This is a genomic window from Actinoallomurus spadix (genome assembly GCF_024055725.1).
Classification (GTDB): Bacteria; Actinomycetota; Actinomycetes; order Streptosporangiales; family Streptosporangiaceae; genus Actinoallomurus; species Actinoallomurus spadix.
Map to the genome: position 1 here is coordinate 57,080 of NZ_JAMXMX010000011.1, position 15,969 is coordinate 73,048.

Below are 15,969 nucleotides of genomic sequence, written 5' to 3' on the forward strand. Positions count from 1 at the left end.
ATCGCCACGTGCGCGGGGTCAGGGGCTCGTCGGCGGGCTGTTCATCGCCTTCGCACCGGCCGCGGACGGCGCCTCGGCGGCCGTGCCGCCAGGACCACCGACGGCCGCCAGCCAGGCCGCCTTCTCCGCGAGGGACGCGGCGATGCCGTTCCGGCTCCGGAGGACATGCCCCTCCCCCGGCAGCACGACGAGACGCGCTCGGGTCCCATTGGCGATCAGCGCCTGGTACAGCAGCGTCGCCTGGAGCACCGGGGTCGCCGGGTTCCGGTCGGCCTCACCGTGAATGATCAGGACCGGTCGCCGGATGCGGCGCGCGTTGACGATCGCGTCGAAGTCGGCGTAGACCCGCGGCGCCTCCCACAGCGTGCGAGCTTCGTCCTGGAATCCCAGCAGGGTCAACTGCCGGGAGTAGGCGCCGTTCTGCACGATCGCGGCGCTGAACAGGTCACAGTCCGTCACCGCGAGCAGCGCCAGCGTCGCCCCGAAGCTCACGCCGCCGACGACGAGCCCCGCGGTGCCGACGTGGCGGTGCGCCGCACTGCCGAGGACGGCGTCACGGATCTGCCGGACGAGGCGAGGCCGGATCTCCTCGTCGGGCACCGTAGGCGCCCAAGCGGGAGTGATGCGCACGTCCAGGACGCCGAAGCCGGCGAGGGTCAGCCAGTGGGGATCGGGCCCGGTGGAGGCCGCGGCCGCTCCACAGGGTACGGCGGAGCCGGCGACCGTTTCAGAGGGCGAAGCGGAGCCGGCGACCGTTTCAGAAGGTGGGGCGGAGGCGGCGGCAGCTCCGGGCAGGGCCTGATTCGCCTGCGACAGCCACACCAGGACCGCCGCCGGATCCCGGTCGGCGGGCAGGTACAGCGAGAACTCCGCGGCCGCCGCCGGGACCGTGCCGCGCAGGGGTGCCGGCCCACCCGGATGCGCGGGCAGCGGAGCCCTCGGCCGGCTCCGGTCGCAGACGGGCCTGACCTCGCCGGGCGCCCAGCCGGAGACGGTGATGAGTTCCTCACCGGCCGGCAGTGAAAGGTCTGAGAGCCGGCGCGCGGCCGTGCCCTCCGCTGGAACCTCCCAGAGCACCACACGGCGGTCCGCGTCGACCGTGGCGAAACGGAGGCCGGCCGTGGCGCCCGCCGCCTCCGCCATGGCGGTCAGCGGGACGGCCGCGACCGCGGCGATCCTCAGGAGCACCGGCGGTCTCAGACCGAGCGACAGACTACGGACGGGTCGAGGAGCACCGGGATCCACGACGAGCACGGCGTACGAGCCGTCGGCGTCCAGCGCCAGGATGACCAGGGCGTCCTGATGGTGGGCGTGGAGGTAACGCCCTGGGTGCCGACGCAGCAGACGCGGGGGCCCGACCGTGTCACCCGATACCGTGCAGGTCATGAGGTCGAAGCCGTCCGGCCGGCCGACGACCATCACCAGATGTGCCCCCGCCGGTCTCGTGACGGCCGGTACGCGCTCCGAGGCGTGCTCCTCCGAGATCGCGGCGTCGGGCGTGGCCTGCGGGGACGGCTTCACACCGGACGCGACGGCCGGCGTGCGGCGGGAAGACGGTCTCGCGGCCGGGAGCCAGCAGAAGTCGTGCAGCGGGCCGTCCTCCACCGGGAGCAGGCACTCGTCGATGCCCCCCGGCCGGCCGACGGCGACGATCTCCCCCCGGCCACCGGTCGCCGGAGCGCACGCCGCGACGTGACCCGTCGCCGATCCCCGCACCCGACGGTACGGCCGGGCGCTCAGGGACGTCGCCGCCACGCCACCGTCCGACGGATTCAGGATGACGAATCCGGCAGGCCTGCGATCCGGAGCCGGACAGCCGGCCGTCACTCGAAGCCGCGCGCCCGGTGGTGACGCGAAGACCTGAGGCGCCGCGTCGTACGGCTCCGGCGGCGGATCCATCGGCACCGCCAGCCCGGCTCCCGCCCACGCGATGAGAGCGTCGTCCCCGGGAAGCAGCGCCGGAGCCGGTCCCGTGAACGTGACCGAACGGTCGGCCGCGTCAGCGATCCAGCATCGGGGCTCGCCGGACTCGATGGCGACTCCGGCGAAAACGGCCGACTCGGCGGGATGCTGGACCGGCCGTCCGAGCGACTCGTGCAGCCTGTCCGGTGCCCAGTGGGTGCCGTCGGGAAGATGCAGGCACAACCGCCCGGGTCGTAGCCCGGCCGGCAGCGGGCCGGTACGGAGAAGCGGTGGATATGGCGCCTGGATGAGCGAGGTGCCATATCCACCACGGTGCGACTCCGTCGTCCGCTCGGCGCACGCGTGCAGCAGATCGAGCACCTGCTCACGGAGCCTCTCGCCGATCACGTCATCCGCACTCGATGCCGATGACGCGGGGAGTGATGCGGACCTTCCTCACTTGCAGCAGTAGACCTTGTAGCCGGTCCAGCAGCAGGCGCCGTCGCCGCAGCCGCTGCGGCCCTGCTCCGTGTAGCCCGCCGGGCAGGCCCCGGCGCAGAACGGCGCCGTCCCGTCCCAGTAGCAGTTGGCGGCCTCACGCTCGTTCCGGTAGGGGGTGACGGTGAAGGCGGTGCGCGTCGCGGCCATTTCCTGAAGACCGTGCATCGGTGGCAGATCCCTTCTTTTCGCGGGGGCCGATTACCTCGGCAATTCCAGAGTGGCGCGCGACGATTGGAATGTCAATAACCTTTTCTTGATCCCTTTATGAATTGCTTTTCGATCACGAGCATGTTTGACCGGATTTGGGAAATCTGATCAGTTCAACCAGATAATTCCCTGGAGGTGAATCGGTGTCGAGTGGGACGCCCGCGATCTCGATCCAGGTGTAGACGCGGTAGCCGCCGTGGGACTCGGGCACCGGTTCGGCGCCGACGATGAGTTGCGCCGGGACACCGCAGCGGTACAGCGCCGCCACGACGAGGGCGTTCTCGCGCATCGGGGCGGAGAAACCGGCGCAGAGCCGGAGGGCCAGGACGATCGGGGTGACGGGCGGCCGGCTCGTGCGGCGGCGCCGGGAAGGCCGGTTCATTCCGGCGATGAGTGCGGGCACGTCGTGACGGCGCAGCCGGAACGCCGTCCACATCGCCGCGATGGTGGTGGTCATGTCGTCACCTGGGACCCCGGTCGGCCGGATCGTGCCGCCGAATGGCGCAGCAGGTCGCGGATAGCGGCCAGACCGTGCGCGGCGTCGGCGACCGCGGTGCCGTCCGCCCCGTAGGCGACGGCCGCCGGGAACGCTCCACCCGCGGCCCGCACCTCCTCGTCGGTGTCGGCGCGCCGGAACTCCACCGGGCAGTCGGCCATGGCCTGGTAACGGTCGCGTTGTGCCTCGAGGGCGGCGCAGTACCGGCAGGACTCCGTCGTGAAGATGACGATGCGCCGTACGTCGGCCGGCGGCTCGACGTGACCGGCGGCGCGGGACCGGTGCCGGAGCCAGGCCGCCGCCACCACCGCCAGGGCGAGGCCGGCTCCGGCCTCGGCGCAGGCGAGCCGGACTCCCGGCGGGCCGAGGACGCCGGTGAGGGCGAGCGCCGCGACGACGGCGCAGCCCGCCGCGTGCGCCGTCGTGAACCGCGCCGGGATCCAGCTCCCGAAGCACCCGCAGCGGCGGCCCCGCATGAGCAGCGCGGCGATCGTGTACGTGGTGAAGACGGCGCCGAGCAGCCCGAGGCGCAGCCCGGCGGGCGTGGGGAGCAGTGCCGTCACCGCCACGAGCGCTTCCGCCGCGGTCGCCTGCGCAGGCCCGGCGAGCCTGCGCAGGCCGCCCGTCACGGGCCACACGACCCGCGTGGTCTCCCGGTCGACCAGCTTGGCGGCGACGCTGAGGGCGAGGACTGCGACGCCGCTCACGAGGCCGCCGGCACCGCAGAGCGCGGTGAACTCCTTCATCCGGTCTCCTCCCTGTGGATCAACCAGCCCTCCTCGACTCCGAGGCGGAGTTCGGCGGCGAGTGCGGGTGACACCCCGCCCGCCCCCGTACGGGCGTCACTCACCCCGATGCCGGCACCGCCCCACCCGGCCGGCCCGGTATCCGGATCGTCCGGCCCGACCGGCCCAGGGCCGCTCCCGCCCTGTTGAGCCGACGCGCGGTCGGTCCTGTCCGGCTGAGCCGGGGCCGCGCGAGTGCCGTCCGACCGGACCGGCCCGGTATCCGCATCACCCGGTCCGACCGGCTCGGGGCCGGGGCCGGGGCCGCCCGGCCGGGCCGACGCGGTGGCGGGGCCGGCGAGCAGGGCGGCCAGCTCGGAGCTGATCTGCCGGGCGGCCAGCCGGGCGTCGTCAAGCACGAAGGCGCCTCCGAAGGGCATGGGATGCAGGCTGACCCCGTCGCGGAGCGTCCAGCTCATGACCGGCCTCCCGTCGGCGGGCCGGGGTGGCGGGCGGCCGTGACGCAGAGCCGCTGCAGGGCTCGCGCGTCGGCGAGCATGCGCCGGGAGTCGGCGAGAACCGCCCGCAGGCGGTCGGGGAGGACCCAGGGGCTGCCCTCCACCTGGGCCAGCAGTGCGGCGCGCCGCGCCGGAGCGGCCAGGCGGCGGGTGACGTAGGCGGCGGCCAGGAGGCCCTCGCGCTCGGCCGGAGTGACGTCCGCGGGCAGCGGCCCGGCGGGCACCAGGTCGCGCAGGAGTGGCGCACGGTGGACGTACCCGTCGCGCCGTCGCAACCGGAGGCGGCCATGGCGGGCCCGGAGCACCGCCGCGCCGAGCACCACCGGATGGGCGCAGACCAGGACCGGATCCAGCCGGTGGTCACCGGGTGCCCGTGGCGGGCGTTCGAGGAGGTCGATGACGGTCTGCAAGGACGCGGCGCCGGGCACCGCGCCCGTCGTGTCGTCGACGATGGGCACCAGGTGGCTCGAGGTCCTGGCCGAGGTCACGGCGACGCCCGCCTGGGCGACGGCCGGAGAGATCCAGCCGCCCGGCCGCAAGGGGTCCGGGGCGTCCGCCGGGTCACCGGGACCCTGCGATGGTGGCGGATCGTCGTCGCGCGGCGGGCTCCAGGCCCGCCATCCGGGGTGGCCGAACAGCGTCGGGAAGGGGGCGGCCATGGTCAGCTGCCGCCAGCCGGTGCGCAGCCGGCCGGGCGTGTCGGCGGGCCCGGTGAACAGCCCGACCAGCCCCGCGCCGCTGAGCAGTGGGGTGGCCTCCCATGCCGTGGACCGGAGGAGACCCGGGGCCGGTGGCCAGGGATCGCCGTCCATCGCCGAGCCGAACCAGGGAGTGTCGCAGGCCCGATGCCAGTGCGCGGTCCCGTCGATCACCTTGACGCCGGCGGCCAGCCGTCCGCGCCGGCGGTCGAGGATCGGAACGTCCAGGTGCACGTGGAGACGCCGCAGCCGCGCCGGCGCCACCGCGGCCAGCGCCGCCGCGCCGAACCCGCCGCCGTCGCCGAGCACCCCGTGCGCTCCGGTGAACGCGAGCGCCTCGTCGACGGCGTGCCGCAGGGCCCGCCGCAGCACCTCGTGCGGGTCGGTGGGACGCCCGGTGATCCGCCGCGCCTGGTCGGCCAGGTCGGCGAGGTCGAACTCGTCCAGGGTAAGGCGCTCCCGGCCGCCCGACGTGCCGAGCGTCGTGCCGCAGGCCAGCTGGAAGATCCCCTCGTACGGCGTGAGCGGCATCGGCAGGGTCTCGCCGGCCAGCGACGCCGCGACGGCGGCCGGCCACATCGCGGACCGGGGGCCGGCCAGGTCTGCCAGGTCGGTCGAGAAGCGGACCAGCCGCTCGTCCGGGCCGGGACCGTCGGTGACCTCGTAGTACAGCCGCGTCTGCGACAGCGCGCCCCTGCCGAGCGTGCCGGTGGCCGGGTCGGCCCACGTCTGCGCGAGCCGCCCCGCGGAGGCGAACGGGCCCACCACCACCGGGGCGGACTCCGTCTCCGAACCCGCCGGTGGGACGTGGCGCCCACCGCACGAGCAGACCGTCTCGACCAGCATTCGCGCGGACGTGAACGTGCCGGCGAGACCGACGGGCGCGCCGCCCGCGGTGCAGCCGACGGCGCGTACGCCGGGCGCGGCATCGGCCGGCGGACCCGACCGGAGGGCTGAATCGGGCGTGTCACTCCGTCTTCCCACTGATCACCCCACAACGCTAAGAACCAATGGAAATGCGACTAAGACGTACCCTCGAGTCCGATCACCTCGAATACTCGGCCGCCTTCCCGGATGCTCCACGAGCCGACCTTACCAAGGTAAAACACCGATGCCGAGACGCCGACCGTATTGCCCGGGATTGCCATTTTTGAGGCGCTCGTTATTCACGCCCTCACCATGACAGACTCCTGATTGGGAAAGACGCCGGGCAGGGCGCGGAGAAAGGCGGCACCATGACGATCGGGGATCAGCGGCGAAATCTTGCTGAATTGCGGCAATTGCTGAGCTTCGGAGTCATCCTCGCCTGGCGGGCCGACCGCCGAAGAGTGAGCATCGTCCTGCTCCTGCAGATCGGCCAGGCGATGGGAGTCGGCGGCATGCTCCTCGCCGTGCGCGGCGTGGCCGGCGGCCTGCTCGCCGGCCACGGGAGCGACGACGTCTCCCGGGCGGCCGTCTCCGCCCTCGTCGTGATGGCGCTGGCCCTCGTCAACAGCACCCTGAACATCGTCGGCCTCACGCATCAGTCGATCCTCCGCGTCGGCATCGAGCGCGACGCCGTGGAGGCGGTGACCTCGGCCACGGCGCGCACGGACCTGCTGGAGTTCGAAGAGCCCGGGTTCCACGACCGCGTCAGGCTCGCGCTCGCGGCCGCGCAGGTCCACGCGCCGAACCTCCCGTTCACGGTGATGACGGTGACGCGGACCGCGCTGACACTGGTGACGGTGGTGATCGCGCTCATCGCCATGGCCTGGTGGCTGCTGCCGCTGCTCCTCGTCGCGGCCCTCCCGTCCATCCGCGTGGCGCTGCTCCAGCAGCGCGCCCACTTCGACCTGCAGCGACGGCTCACCGAGAACCAGCGCACCGCCGGATACCTCACCCAGCTGCTCACCGGCCGGGATGAGGCCAAGGAGCTCCGCGCGTTCGGCCTGGGCCGTACGTTCTTCGACCGGCTTACCGCCTGCTACGACCGCACGCTGGAGGCCGAGGTCGCCTTCCGGCGCAGGTTCCTCTGGAAGGAGATCCGGGCGCGCCTGGCCGGGCACGCGGTCGCGGCCGCCGCCGTGGGCGGCCTGCTCCTCGCCGCGGTCACCGGGGTCGTCGACGCCCCGACCGCGCTGACGGCGCTCGGCGGCCTGCTCGTCGGCGTCCAGCAGGGCATCATGATCACCTCGGTCCTGCGGGCCTCCGGCGACTCCCTGCGCTACCTGCGGGAGCTGCGGCGTTTCACCGCCGAGGTCACCGGCCCGCCCGCACCGCCCATGGCCACGCGCCGGTCGTTCGGGATCCTGACCGCGCGGAACCTCTCCTTCGCCTACCCCGGCGCCGCCCGGCCCGCGGTGGACGGGGTGTCACTCGACCTGCGCCCCGGCGAGGTCGTCGCGCTCGTCGGGGAGAACGGCTCGGGCAAGACCACGCTGACGAAGCTGCTGACCGGCCTGTACTCCCCCGGCTCCGGCACCCTCCTGGTGGACGGGGTACCCGCCATGGCGGCCGAGCTGCGCGCCCTGTCCACCGTGCTCTTCCAGGATTATCTGCGCTACAAGCTCTCCGTCGCGGAGAACATCGCGCTCGGCGACCCGGCGTTCCTGGGCGACCGGGGCAGGCTGCTGGAGGCCGCGCGGCGCGCCGGCGCGGCGCGAATCGTCGCCGACCTGCCGGACGGGTACGACACGCGCCTCGGCGCCGAGTTCACCGGCGGCACCGACCTGTCACTCGGGCAGTGGCAGCGCATCGCGCTGGCCAGGGCGTTCTTCCGGCAGGCGCCGTTCGTCGTGCTGGACGAGCCGACCGCGGCGATGGACGCCCGCGCGGAGGCCGACCTGTTCGCCCGCATGCGGGAGCTGTTCGCCGAGCGGGCGGTGCTGTTGATCTCGCACCGCTTCTCGAGCGTCCGCTCCGCCGACCGGATCCACGTCCTGCGCCGGGGACGGGTCGTCGAGGCCGGCACCCACGACGAGCTGATGGCGGCGGACGGGATCTACGCCGAGTCCTTCCGCCTCCAGGCCGCCGCGTACCTCGACGAGCCGGTGCCGCGCCCACCGTCGGCCAGACCCGCCTGAGGCGCGCCGTGGCCGCCCGCCCCGACGTGGCCCGCCCCGCCGCCCTCGGCGACGCGGCCTGTACCGCCGCCCTCCGAGCCGAAACGGCGCACCGCCACGCCGACGACCCGGGCGCGGGGCAGGAAGCCGTAGTGCCGGGAGTCCCAGCTGGCCGCGCGGTTGTCGCCGAGTACGACCAGCGAGCCGGGCGGCACCACGGCACCGGCGATCCCCTGGACGTCGGGATCCGCCCAGGCGGCGGGCAGACGGTCGCCCGGCACCGCGACCACCCGCTTGATGAGGTATTGCCGGTCGCGCCCTGGCGGAGGGACCTTCCCGCTCGGCAGGTCGGGGTACTCGAAGACGACGAGCACGCCGGGCCGCACCCGTCGCGTCCTGCGGACCAGCACCCGGTCCCCCGGCCGGAGCGCCGGTTCCATGCTCGTGCCGTCCACCGTCGTGACCAGGAGGCCGAGGCGGATCGCGAGGACCGCCGCGACCACGGCCAGGACCGGTGCGGTGACCGCGAGGACGAGGCTCATCCGGCCTCCCGGTATCCGTCCGCCTGCAGGCGGAACAGCCGGGCGTAGTCGCCTCCGGCGGCGAGCAACGCGTCGTGGGTCCCCTGTTCGGCGATCCGGCCGCCGGCCAGCACCACGATGCGGTCGGCGTCGCGTACGGCGCTGAGGCGATGGGAGATCAGCAGGCTCGTCCGGCCCGCGCGGTACTCCCGCATGCGGGTGTGGACCTCGTGTTCGGCCTCCGGGTCCAGGCCGGAGCTCGGCTCGTCCAGGATCATCAGGTCCCGGTCGCCGCGCACGAACGCGCGGGCCAGCGCCAGGCGCTGCCACTGCCCGCCGGACAGGACGACGCCCGTCACCGGGTCCTCCTTGTCCGCCCCGATGAGGTACATGCGGGTGAGCGGGGTATCGTACCCGCGCGGCAGCTCGGCGAGCCGGTCGTGGATCCCCGCCCGCTTGGCCGCTCCCTCGAGGCGGCCGGTGTCGTCCAGTGCGGTCAGATCGCCCAGGCCGATGTTCTCGCCCGCCGTCATGTCGTACTTCATGTGGTCCTGGAAGACCGCGCTGATGCGGTCGCGCAGCGCGGCGGGCGGGATGTCCCGCAGGTCCGCGCCGTCCCAGAGGATGCGTCCCCGCGTCGGGTCGTACATCCGGCACAGCAGTTTGACCAGGGTGCTCTTGCCCGCGCCGTTCAGGCCGACGAGGGCGACGGCGTGACCGTACGGGATCGTCAGGTTCACCCCGCGGAGCACCCAGGGGTGGTCGTCGCCGTACCGGAACCAGACGTCGCGCAGTTCGATGCCCTGCCGCAGCCGGGGCGCGCCGCCCCGTTCCGCGCGTGGCAGGTCCGGTTCGGCCCGGACGACCGCGACGTAGTGGGTGAAGGCGAGGAGCCGCGCCTGGCCGCCGGCGATCGCCGAGGTCAGCGCGGCGAGTGCGGCCTGCACTCCGATGACGGCCGCGAGGAACATCGACACGTCGCCGACGCTCAGCCGCCCCTCGTGTGCGGCCGTGATCGCCCACCACAGGCCGACCCCGGCGACGAGCGCGCTCAGTGCCGTCAGCCCGCCCTGCGCGCGCAGTTCCCGGCGGTCCATCCGTTCGTGGGCGGCGTCGGCCCGGCGCCGTTCGTCGATCATCCGGGCGCGCAGGAACGCTCCGATGCCGAAGAGCCGGATCTCCGTCGCCGCGGCCACGCCGGTGAGCAGCTGCCCGTAGAAGTACTCCCGCCGGTAGTACTGCTCGACGGCCCATTCCATCGCGGACCGCCGCCGGGACAGGATCAGCTCGGCGACGAGCGCGGGAAGGGCGGCCAGGAGCACCAGGACCGTCATGGCCGGGCTGAGGATCAGCAGGGATCCGATGAAGCCGGAGAGTGAGAGCATGCCGCCGATCGCTCCGCCGAGGCCGTCGACGAGTTCGGCGACGCGCCCGGTGCCCTCCTGCGCGAGCCGGAGCCGGTCGAGGAAGGCGGGGTCCTCGAAGGGGCGCAGGCCGACCTGGTTCTCGGCCGCGGCGAACAGCCGCTCGGTGGCGATCCGGCCGGCGGACCGGCCGATCCGCGCTCGCAGGTACCGGACCGACACGGGCAGCGCCGCGGCGACCAGGCCGGTCACGATCATGCCGAGAGCCGGGCCGGCCACCGTGCCGTGCGGGGCCGTCAGCCGGTCGATGACCACCTTGGTCAGCCACGCGGTGGCGATCGGCGCCGCGGCGGACGCCAGGGTCATGACGAGGAACACCAGGAGGTCGCCGGTGGCCGCGTGCCACAGGAGCGAGATCGCCTCGGCCGCCGACGCGCGCAGCTCACGCAGCCCGACCCGTCGATCCTCTTCCGGGGGCACGCTCACAGGACCACGTCTCTCTCAGGGGCCGCACGGGCGACGGCACGGCGCCGCCGCCCGGCGGTATCCGGTCGTCTCGTCAGCAGGTGCTACGGACCTTGCTCCACTCGCAGCCGGTCTGCGGGCAGCAGAAGCGGTACCAGTAGCCGGGGTGGCCGTTGGCGTTGCAGAAGTAGCCGCCGCTGCAGGCGGACGCGGTCGCCTTCGGAGCGAGTCTGTCGATGATCCGGTCGATGAAACGCATCTTCTGGTTCTCCATTCGAACGTGGGGGCCGAGCATTTCGGGCTGAACGTCGAACACTTCATCGTGTGGAGCGCGCGTTTCACACAGGTACGGCCTCACGACCCTTCGTGGCAGCGCATTTCCGGAGAATGCGGATAAGGAACCGTCGTCGGTCGGCGACGGCCGGGCCCAGCGCCATGATCATCTAAGGCGGATCAAAGATCAACACCTCTGACCCGTTTTCACCGCCGGGGGAACAGCAGGGGCGGCGGCATGCCCATACGCCGTCCCGCCGGCCGGGCGAGTACCCGCGCCGATGCCGCGCGCCGCTCCGGTGACGAGGACGCGACGCCCGCGCGGCGCCGCCGGGTCGCTCGGTCGTCGCATGGACCAGAGCAACACCGCCGTTCGCGGAACGCCCTCCGCCGGGGACGCGCGTCAGGCGGCGTCGGTGGCGGGCGCGGCGGCGGCCCGCAGCGTCACGTGCTGCGGGGCGCGCCGCCAGACCGGGGTGGCGAGCAGGACCACGAGGACACCGGCGGCGCCGGAGATGGCGAACGCCCAGCGGGGGCCCGGGCCGTCGATGATGACTCCGGAGAGGGGCCCCGAGATGGCGAGGCCCAGTGTCATCGCGGTGCCGTGCAGGCCGGTCGCCTCGCCGCGGGCGGCGGCGGGCACCCACCGGCTGAGGGTGTCGATCGTCGTGGAGATCGCCGGGGCGCACAGCATCCCCGCCGGGAGGAGCGCGAGGCAGAGCCACTGCCAGTGCGCCAGGAGGCCCATCGGGATGGTGAGGGCGGCCATGCCGCCGACGATGACGAGGGGGGAGAAGCCCCGGGCCAGCGCGCCGTACACGAACCCGCCCGCCATCGATGCGAGCCCCCAGACGGCGAGTACCAGGCCGGTCCACCGGGTCGCCGAATCGGCCTTGAGCACCGCGACCAGGCCGAGCTCGGTCGCGGCGAGCACGAAGGTCGCCACCGCCGTGACGCCGAGCAGCGCGAGCAGGGCGGGGGTCAGCCAGTCCCGGCGGCGTACGGCGACTCCGGCGGTCCCCGGCTCGGCGTCGACGCGGATGGGCGGGTCGAGCGCCAGCAGTGCCGCGCCGGATCCGACGAGCCCGAGACCGATGAACGCCATCGTCCAGGAACTGCCGAGCGCGGTCGTGACGGCCACCGCGATCGCCGGGCCGGTCATGTAGGCCACCTCGACCAGCATCGAGTCCAGCGCGTAGGCGCTGCGGCGGTGCTCGGCCGGGACGGCGGCGGCGACGCACTGGCGGACGACGGTGAAGACCGGCAGCGCCAGGATGCCGCTCACGAAGGCGCCGGCGAGCAGCGGCCAGTACGGCAGGAAGGGTGCGGCCGTCCAGAAGACCAGCTGAGCGAGTGTCGTGACCGCCAGGACCGGCCGGAGACCGCGCCGGTCCGTGAAGCGGCCGGCGATCGGGGCGCCGATCGCCACTCCGGCGGTCGAGGCCGCTCCGACCAGGCCCGCCTGCATGAACCCGAGCCCCAGTCCGCCGACCACGTGCAGGGTCAGCGTCAGTCCGCAGGCGATGACCGGGATCCGGGCGACCAGGCCGACGAGCAGCAGCGTCCGGACGCCGGGGATGGCCAGCACCCGCCTGTAAGGTTCAACCGTCACAGTGATCACTTACCTCCGCGGGCAGTATGCCAGCGGGCACCGACAGCCCGGAACCGGTTTTCCGCGCCGCGCCGCCGGTGGCGGGATCCACTCGTCCTTTCCCGGCGGCCTTTCCCGACAGCGTTCTTCGTCGCACGTTCGGGCGGCCGGATTTCGCGGGTATAGGTACCGCGACGGGGGCGGCCACCACGGTCCCCGCTGGTCGGCTCGACACAACCGGACCGTTCTTAGCCGCCCCCCGAACCCTGCGCATGGCCAAAAGTCGCTCAGTCGGGGGCAAAGGTGACGAACGACGAGAACGATAAAAACGATAAAGACGAAAAGATTGGATTTCTGCAACGGCGTTGGGTCCTGCCCGCCGCCCTCGGCGCGGCCGTACTGGTGGGTGGTGTCGTGGGCGCGGGGGTGTTCCTCCTCGCCGGCTCACCGTCCCACGAGGACCGGTCCGCCGCCCACCGGGCCGCGAAGCCGCGGCCGGCCGCCCCGGCGAAGGTCGACTGTCATGTGCGCAAGTGCATCGCGCTGACCTTCGACGACGGACCGGTCACCGGGACCGCCAAGCTCCTGGACATCCTGAAGGCGCACGGCGCGCACGCGACCTTCTTCGTCCTCGGCCAGCAGGTGGCGAACAACCAGGACATCCTGAAACGGGAGGCCACCGAGGGCCACCAGATCGGCAACCACACGTTCGACCACGCCAAGCTGACCGGAGCCCCGAAGGCGAAGGTCGAGGACGAGCTCATCCGCACCCAGGAGGCCATCCTGCAGGCGACCGGCACGACGCCGACGGTGATGCGCCCGACCTACGGGTACTCCGACAAGCAGCTCAATGGGATCGCCAAGGAGATGGGGCTGGCGCAGATCCTGTGGACCGTCGACACGCTGGACTGGAAGGACCGCAACACCGCGCTGGTGACGAAGCGCGTCCTGGCCGGCGCGAAGCCGGGCCACATCGTGATCATGCATGACATCCGGCCGACGAGCGTGGCCGCGATGCCCGGCATCCTGGACGCCCTGACCAAACAGGGCTACGCCTTCGTGACGGTCTCCGAGCTGTACGGCGGCACCCTCGTCCCCGGCGACCGGTACCCGCCGTTCCTCGGATCGCCCACCGCGGGTCCCGCCCCGCCCATGTGAGTCCTCGTACCCGCCGGAACGGCGCCCGCGCGACCATGCGCGGGCGCCGTCGGGCGTTCCGCGGGTCAACGTGCCGAGTCGTGGAACTCCAGCCAGTCGAGGTTGATCGATCCGTTGTCGCCGGGCTCGTACGAGATGGTGACGACGGGGTCGTGACCGCTGACGGGGATGTCGCCGACCGTCACGGTGCCCCAGTCGTCCCAGCTGCCGGAGACCCTGGGAAGGACGATCTGCCGCGTCTTCCGGCCGTCGACCGACAGCGTCATCGTACGGGCGTCGTTGTTGGCGTTGGCGTAGCGCAGCGTGATGGTCCCCACGCCGGGCTTGTCCGTCTCGCGGTGGATGACGTAGGAGGACGCGGCGCCCTGCGCCCAGAGCCCGTCGAGGAACGCGCGGCCGCTGTACCCGGCGTGGTTCACGTTCGTCTTGACGCCACCGGTGTTGAGGGCGTCCTCCGCCTCGATGTGCCCGGGGTCGGGGCATCCCCGCAGCGCGGCGGTGCCGGCGGTGTCCGCGCACCGGTCACGGGTGTCGGGGACGCGGTCCCCATCCCGGTCGCCGTCGACCGCCCCGGCGAGGGTGACGTCGATCGTATGCGCGCCGGTCAGCGATGCCGGGACGCCGTGGCCGTGCACCCGCCTGCCGTCGATCGTGAACGAGCGGATCTTCGTGCCCGCTCCGTGCAGGGCGATCGTCAGGGTGGCGTCACGGTAGCGCAGGCCGCGCAGGGTCACGTCGCCCCAGCCGGCCGGGAGGGTCGGCGTGATCGACAGGCTCCGGTCGCCGAAGTCCAGCCCGAAGAGCCCGGAGTCGATCATGTTGAGGAAGGCCGTGGCCGACCACGTCTGGTCGGGTTCCGAACCCCAGTGGAACTTCACCGTGTCGCCCAGGCGCTGCCAGCCGCCGTCGACCACACCCGTGTGGCCGTTGTAGATCTCCCAGAATCCGCTGTTGCCGTCGCCGAGCTTGGCCAGCCTCGCGGTCTCCGAGGCGAACGCCCCCTGCGCTCCCTGCCCGGCCAGCGCCTTGGCCCAGAGCCCCTGGACGACCGGCCAGACGATCGCGTTGTGCCGGCCGGGCTGCTCGTCGGAGTAGCGCGCCCAGTTCGGGTAGGTGTCGGGCATCCCCCAGGTCATCTCACTGGCGTGCGCGAGGATCGACCTCGCCTGGGACTTGTTCGCGATCCCGAAGATCAGCGCGAACGCGAGGCCGGTCCCCTCCTGGTACGCGCCCGCCGTCCCGTCCGCCAGCAGCATGTAGTCGTACGAGCCGGTCCTGGGGTTCCAGAACCTCTTGTTGATCGCCGCCTTGAGCCGCGCGGCCTTGGCCCGGTAGGACGCGACCTCGGACGCCGGGCGGCCGATCTTCGCCGCCATGTTCGCGGCGTTGACGTAGGCGGCGTAGTACACCTCGTTCGTGCTCAGGAACATCCCCGAGGCGACGCCCGGCCACGGCATGGACCCGGTGCTGACGGACTCGGTGGCGTCGGCGGGGGGCGCCGGGTAACCGGCGATCCCGTCGTTGAAGAAGGAGGCGCCGGTGAACAGGCCGTACTTGGAGTTGTAGCCCGCCGTCGTGGCGTGTTCGCGGATCGTCAGGGTGCCGGCGGCGGCCTGGTAGGCGTCGCGCAGGAAGGCCGTGTCTCCGGTGACCAGGTAGTGGTTCCACGCGGCCGTCACCCAGATGACCTGGTCCCACTGCTGATCGTCCTGCTGGACCCGCAGCCTGCCGGCCGCGTCCTTGTCCACCGCCGACCAGAGCGTGTTGCGCGCCACCGCCGGGCTCAGCAGGCTCGCGGCGTTCCAGCTGTTCACCGAGGCGTCGCGGGTCCACGGCTGGGGGTAGCCGCCGCCCGCGCGCAGGATGCCCACATCCGGATCCATCAGGCCGCTCTTGTTATAGACCGCGGGATCGAAACCGATCGTGTTGGTCTGGAGCAGGTTCTTCAACGCGGCCTTGTACGCGGTACCGAAGAGGGCCTGACTGTTCGGGTTCGCGAATTTCAGCGACGGCGGAGACGGCTCCGACACGCCCGGTGTGCCGGCGGCCGCACCCGCCGCACCCGCGCCGTACAGCGCGGTGCTGAAGCCCACCACGGCGGCCGTGACCACGCCGGCGACACGCCCGCGCCGACCGGTCCTCGATTTGCACCTCATTGGCGCACCTTCCTCGATGCCGGCACTGGCGAAACGGAGGATGTACGCCCCGTCCGGCAAGATCCACATATATGGCCGTTCGACCGTAATCATGAGGAAGTCGCACGTCAATAGCGCATCGATCGACCACGCTGAAGCCCCGCACCCCTCCGCGGCAATCAAGATGAAATAGGCCCGCCGGCGGCTTCCGGGCAGAGCCGCCGGCGGCCCGGCCTGTTCTGGTGGCCCCGCCGCACCGAACGGCCGGACAGGCTTCGATCGAGCCGCCCGGACTCGATTGCCTGGCGCCAATGCCGGGGAGTCGGGGATTCCGGCGGGTCGTCAAGGGACCTCGGGCTGTCGCCCGGGATGGG

At 72.7% G+C, this 15,969-nt stretch carries 13 protein-coding genes; 2 read left to right on the plus strand and 11 right to left on the minus strand.

Annotation, left to right across the window (positions count from 1 at the left end; all coding sequences use genetic code 11):
• Positions 1 to 18: 18 nt before the first annotated feature.
• The 6 genes from NE235_RS38235 to NE235_RS18255 all read right to left on the minus strand — a co-directional run bounded on the left by NE235_RS38235 (position 19) and on the right by NE235_RS18255 (position 6,031).
• A complete protein-coding gene (locus NE235_RS38235) occupies positions 19 to 2,310 on the minus strand; it encodes a S9 family peptidase (RefSeq protein ID WP_252804433.1) in 2,292 nt (763 codons plus the stop codon).
• 48 nt (positions 2,311 to 2,358) lie between these two features.
• Positions 2,359 to 2,568, minus strand: coding sequence for a hypothetical protein (locus tag NE235_RS18235; protein WP_252804435.1), 210 nt, complete (start codon positions 2,566 to 2,568; stop codon positions 2,359 to 2,361).
• Positions 2,569 to 2,683: 115 nt separating this feature from the next.
• A complete protein-coding gene (locus NE235_RS18240; protein WP_252804437.1) occupies positions 2,684 to 3,067 on the minus strand; it encodes a hypothetical protein in 384 nt (127 codons plus the stop codon).
• Complete coding sequence (locus tag NE235_RS18245) at positions 3,064 to 3,852, minus strand: hypothetical protein (protein ID WP_252804439.1); 789 nt, start codon at positions 3,850 to 3,852, stop codon at positions 3,064 to 3,066. Before NE235_RS18245 ends, NE235_RS18240 begins: the two co-directional genes overlap by 4 nt.
• On the minus strand, positions 3,849 to 4,310 hold the full coding sequence (locus tag NE235_RS18250) for a hypothetical protein (protein WP_252804442.1): 462 nt from the start codon (positions 4,308 to 4,310) through the stop codon (positions 3,849 to 3,851). Before NE235_RS18250 ends, NE235_RS18245 begins: the two co-directional genes overlap by 4 nt.
• Positions 4,307 to 6,031, minus strand: coding sequence for a hypothetical protein (locus NE235_RS18255; RefSeq protein ID WP_252804444.1), 1,725 nt, complete (start codon positions 6,029 to 6,031; stop codon positions 4,307 to 4,309). Before NE235_RS18255 ends, NE235_RS18250 begins: the two co-directional genes overlap by 4 nt.
• Before the next feature lie 251 nt (positions 6,032 to 6,282).
• Between NE235_RS18255 and NE235_RS18260 the strand changes: the two genes are divergently transcribed.
• Complete coding sequence (locus NE235_RS18260) at positions 6,283 to 8,109, plus strand: ATP-binding cassette domain-containing protein (protein ID WP_252804446.1); 1,827 nt, start codon at positions 6,283 to 6,285, stop codon at positions 8,107 to 8,109.
• Here NE235_RS18260 and NE235_RS18265 read toward each other — a convergent pair.
• The 4 genes from NE235_RS18265 to NE235_RS18280 all read right to left on the minus strand — a co-directional run bounded on the left by NE235_RS18265 (position 8,028) and on the right by NE235_RS18280 (position 12,323).
• Positions 8,028 to 8,630 (minus strand): S26 family signal peptidase, encoded by a 603-nt coding sequence (locus NE235_RS18265; RefSeq protein WP_252804448.1) that lies wholly within the window; start codon positions 8,628 to 8,630, stop codon positions 8,028 to 8,030. The two genes, NE235_RS18260 and NE235_RS18265, sit on opposite strands and share 82 nt — an antisense overlap.
• A complete protein-coding gene (locus NE235_RS18270) occupies positions 8,627 to 10,459 on the minus strand; it encodes an ABC transporter ATP-binding protein (RefSeq protein ID WP_252804450.1) in 1,833 nt (610 codons plus the stop codon). The genes NE235_RS18265 and NE235_RS18270 overlap by 4 nt, the downstream gene beginning before the upstream one ends.
• Positions 10,460 to 10,532: 73 nt before the next feature.
• Positions 10,533 to 10,697 carry a hypothetical protein gene (locus NE235_RS18275; RefSeq protein WP_252804452.1) on the minus strand — a complete coding sequence of 55 codons (165 nt, stop codon included), beginning with the start codon at positions 10,695 to 10,697 and terminating at the stop codon, positions 10,533 to 10,535.
• Between the two features lie 417 nt (positions 10,698 to 11,114).
• A complete protein-coding gene (locus NE235_RS18280) occupies positions 11,115 to 12,323 on the minus strand; it encodes an MFS transporter (protein ID WP_252804454.1) in 1,209 nt (402 codons plus the stop codon).
• Positions 12,324 to 12,716: 393 nt separating this feature from the next.
• Between NE235_RS18280 and NE235_RS18285 the strand changes: the two genes are divergently transcribed.
• Positions 12,717 to 13,460: a polysaccharide deacetylase family protein gene (locus tag NE235_RS18285; protein WP_252804456.1), complete on the plus strand. Its 744-nt coding sequence runs from the start codon at positions 12,717 to 12,719 to the stop codon at positions 13,458 to 13,460.
• Positions 13,461 to 13,525: 65 nt separating this feature from the next.
• Here NE235_RS18285 and NE235_RS18290 read toward each other — a convergent pair whose 3' ends face one another.
• Positions 13,526 to 15,616, minus strand: coding sequence for an MGH1-like glycoside hydrolase domain-containing protein (locus tag NE235_RS18290; protein WP_252804458.1), 2,091 nt, complete (start codon positions 15,614 to 15,616; stop codon positions 13,526 to 13,528).
• Between the last annotated feature and the right edge of the window lie 353 nt (positions 15,617 to 15,969).